Raw genomic sequence first — 2555 nt, 5'->3', positions numbered from 1 at the left:
GGCCCGCCGCCCGCCGGCGTCGAGGTGCGGTTGTTCGGCCGCCAGCTCGGCCGCACGGGCGCTGTCAGCGTCGAGCTTGACGCCCAGCGCATCGGCAATCGCCTTGGTGTCGCCTGCCTCTGGCGTGCCCGCAGCGGCCCGCTGCAGCGCTTCCTCGGGCGCGGCCTTGCCCAACAGCCGGAACACGGTGCGCCCGCCTTCCAGCAGGCCGCCCAGGCCGCCGCCGAACAGCGTCGCCAGCCCGACCTGGCCGAGCGAGCCACCGACGCTGTGTTCCAGCCCGGCGCGTTGCTTCCAGTCCCAGCTGGACGCCTGCACGCCGGCCTCGATGCCGCCATTGACCGCGCCTTCGGTGAACACCGATTCCAACAAGCGCCAGCCGAACGAGCGCGCCGGCGAGGAAATGCCACCGCCCAGGAACATGGCGCCGATCTGCATGGGGTCGCGGATCGAACCGGCGATGCCGCCGCCCAGATTTGCGCCCAGCTTGCGCAAGCCGCCGACGCCGGCGGCATCCGCCCGCGCCGCCGCCTTGCCGGCCGCCGCTTCCGCCCCGCGCGCGATCGCCGCCGCGTCATCACCGATCGGGCGATCGGCGCCGATGATGTCGGCGAATTGCGGCCGCTCGCGCGCCAGCGCCGTGGCCTTCTCCTGCCAGGCGGCTTCGCTGCGCTGCATCACCGCCCACGGATCGCCGCCGGCGTCGGAAATGCGCGCGCCTTCTTGAAGCTCCTGCGCGGAAAAATCGCGGCGCGGGTTCGGCAGCTGCACGCCGGTGGCGTCGAAGATCGCCTTGTTGCGCCGGTCATAGGCCTCACCAAGCGCGGTGTCCTCGGCGTTCGAATTTTCCTTGTAGCGCTGCAGCTCGCGGGTAGTGTTCCAAAGATCGTCGGCCGCCTGGCGCTGTTCGTTCTCATGCGCCATCGTGTCGGTGAAATTCGGCGCGAAGGTCGGGTTTTCCCCGAATTGCGTCTTGTAGAGGAACATCAGCGAAACGCCCCCGGTACACGCGGCGCCAGCCGGTCGCGCAAGGCGACGAGGTCAAGCACGTAAGGCTTGCCGTCGCTGCCCATGATCCATTGCGGGTCGTTGCCGCCGGGATCTCCAACCGCGAAGGCAAAGCCGCCATTGACAGCGACAGGCCGAGCCCCGCGCAACGTCGCTGCCCCGCCCTGCTGGACGCGGACATTGCCGAAGCGGCCGGCGGCGATGCCGCCCTTCGGCTGCACCTTCAGCGCCGCAAGATCCTCATCGGTCACCGCGCCAAGCACCTGGTCGAACATGTCGGCGCGGATTTCGTTGGGCACCCACACCTTGGCGCCACTCGAAAACCAGCCGGCGCCGGTGTCGGTAAAGCCGCCATACTGCACGCCACGATCGTAGACGGCGCCGGCGGCCTCCTGCAGCGCCTGGTCCTGCACGGCAATCGCTTCGTCGCTGGTCGGGTCAAGGCCTTCCTCGGTGATGCGCTTGCGCGCGATCGAGGCGGCGGCGCGGCCAATCTGGAGCGCGTCTTCCGGCTGGGCGGCCAGCGCCGAGCCGACCACGCCATTGAAGCGCTGCTGGGCGGCGTCGGGCTTCAAGCCCTTCATCTGCTTGCCGTCCGCGCTCTTGCCGTAGCCCGCAATGACATCCTCGGCCGCGCGCTGCGAGCCGTTGACGGCAATGATGGCGCCGGCCTCGGCGATCATCGGCGCGTCCTTGCCGAATTCGGACAGCACCTGCGGTGCCGCATTGCCAGCGCCGGCGACGATCGCGCCGGCCATCGCGGCGCCCTTGCTCGGGTCGGCCTTGATCGCTTTCGACAGCGCCAGCGCCTCGCCTGATTTGAGATAGCGCGGCGCCACGCCCAATTCCTTGGCGGCGTCCTCGGCCGACTGTGCCCGTTGCGAGACGATCGAGGCCATGTCGTCAGGTGTGGCCGCATCGGTCAGCGGCGGCGTCGGCGGCACGATGCCCTGCTTTTCAGCGTAGCTGACGCTGTCCGTTGTGATGGCCTTGCGCTTGGCATCGAGCATCTTTTCGGCAAAGGCCAGCGTGCGCCCCTGCGCGGCCGTGGCGTCGTCGCCATATTGCTTGCGCAGGCCGGCGACATGGGCCGTTGCCTGCGCAAGGCTCATGTCGTTGATGGCGCGAGCGGCGGAGATCTTCGAAAACGTCTCCTGCATGATTTCCTTGCCGCCCCGCGTGGCGGACGTATCGAGCATCATCTGCGACAGCTCGGCCGGGTCGATCTCAAGACCCTGCTGCAGGCGCAACGCCATCGAATCGCCGCGCTTGCGGAAATCGGTCTCCTGCCGTTTGGCCAGGCTGCGCTTTTGCTTTTCCAACTTGTCGAGCCCGGTCGACAGCGTCGACCAGCCATCGCCGTCCAGCCCGGCAATGCCGCCATCGGCGAAGTCGGCGGTCATTTCCTTTTTCATCGTGGCGATGCCGTCGGCGTCCAGCGTCTCGGCCTGCTTGGCGTAGTAGGAAAGCGCCGAATTGCGGCGGCTGACGATCTTGGCCTTTTCGGCGTCGTCGGGCGCCAGGATGCCGCGCCGCACCGCATCGTC

General features: G+C 68.6%; 2 protein-coding genes. Both read right to left on the bottom strand.

All coding sequences use genetic code 11. The features are described 5' to 3' along the window. Positions 1–987 (bottom strand): hypothetical protein (locus EOA36_RS33115; protein WP_210212439.1); only part of this gene is annotated, 987 nt, incomplete at its 3' end. Beyond that, positions 987–2555, bottom strand: a 1569-nt coding sequence (locus tag EOA36_RS37535) for a hypothetical protein (RefSeq protein WP_189553485.1), incomplete at its 5' end; no start/stop codon positions are given. The genes EOA36_RS33115 and EOA36_RS37535, both read right to left, overlap by 1 nt.

The sequence above is a fragment of the Mesorhizobium sp. M8A.F.Ca.ET.021.01.1.1 genome (assembly GCF_003998025.1).
Classification (GTDB): domain Bacteria; phylum Pseudomonadota; class Alphaproteobacteria; order Rhizobiales; family Rhizobiaceae; genus Mesorhizobium.
Note: the sequence above shows the minus strand (reverse complement) of the source record. Positions and strands in the feature narration are given on the sequence as shown.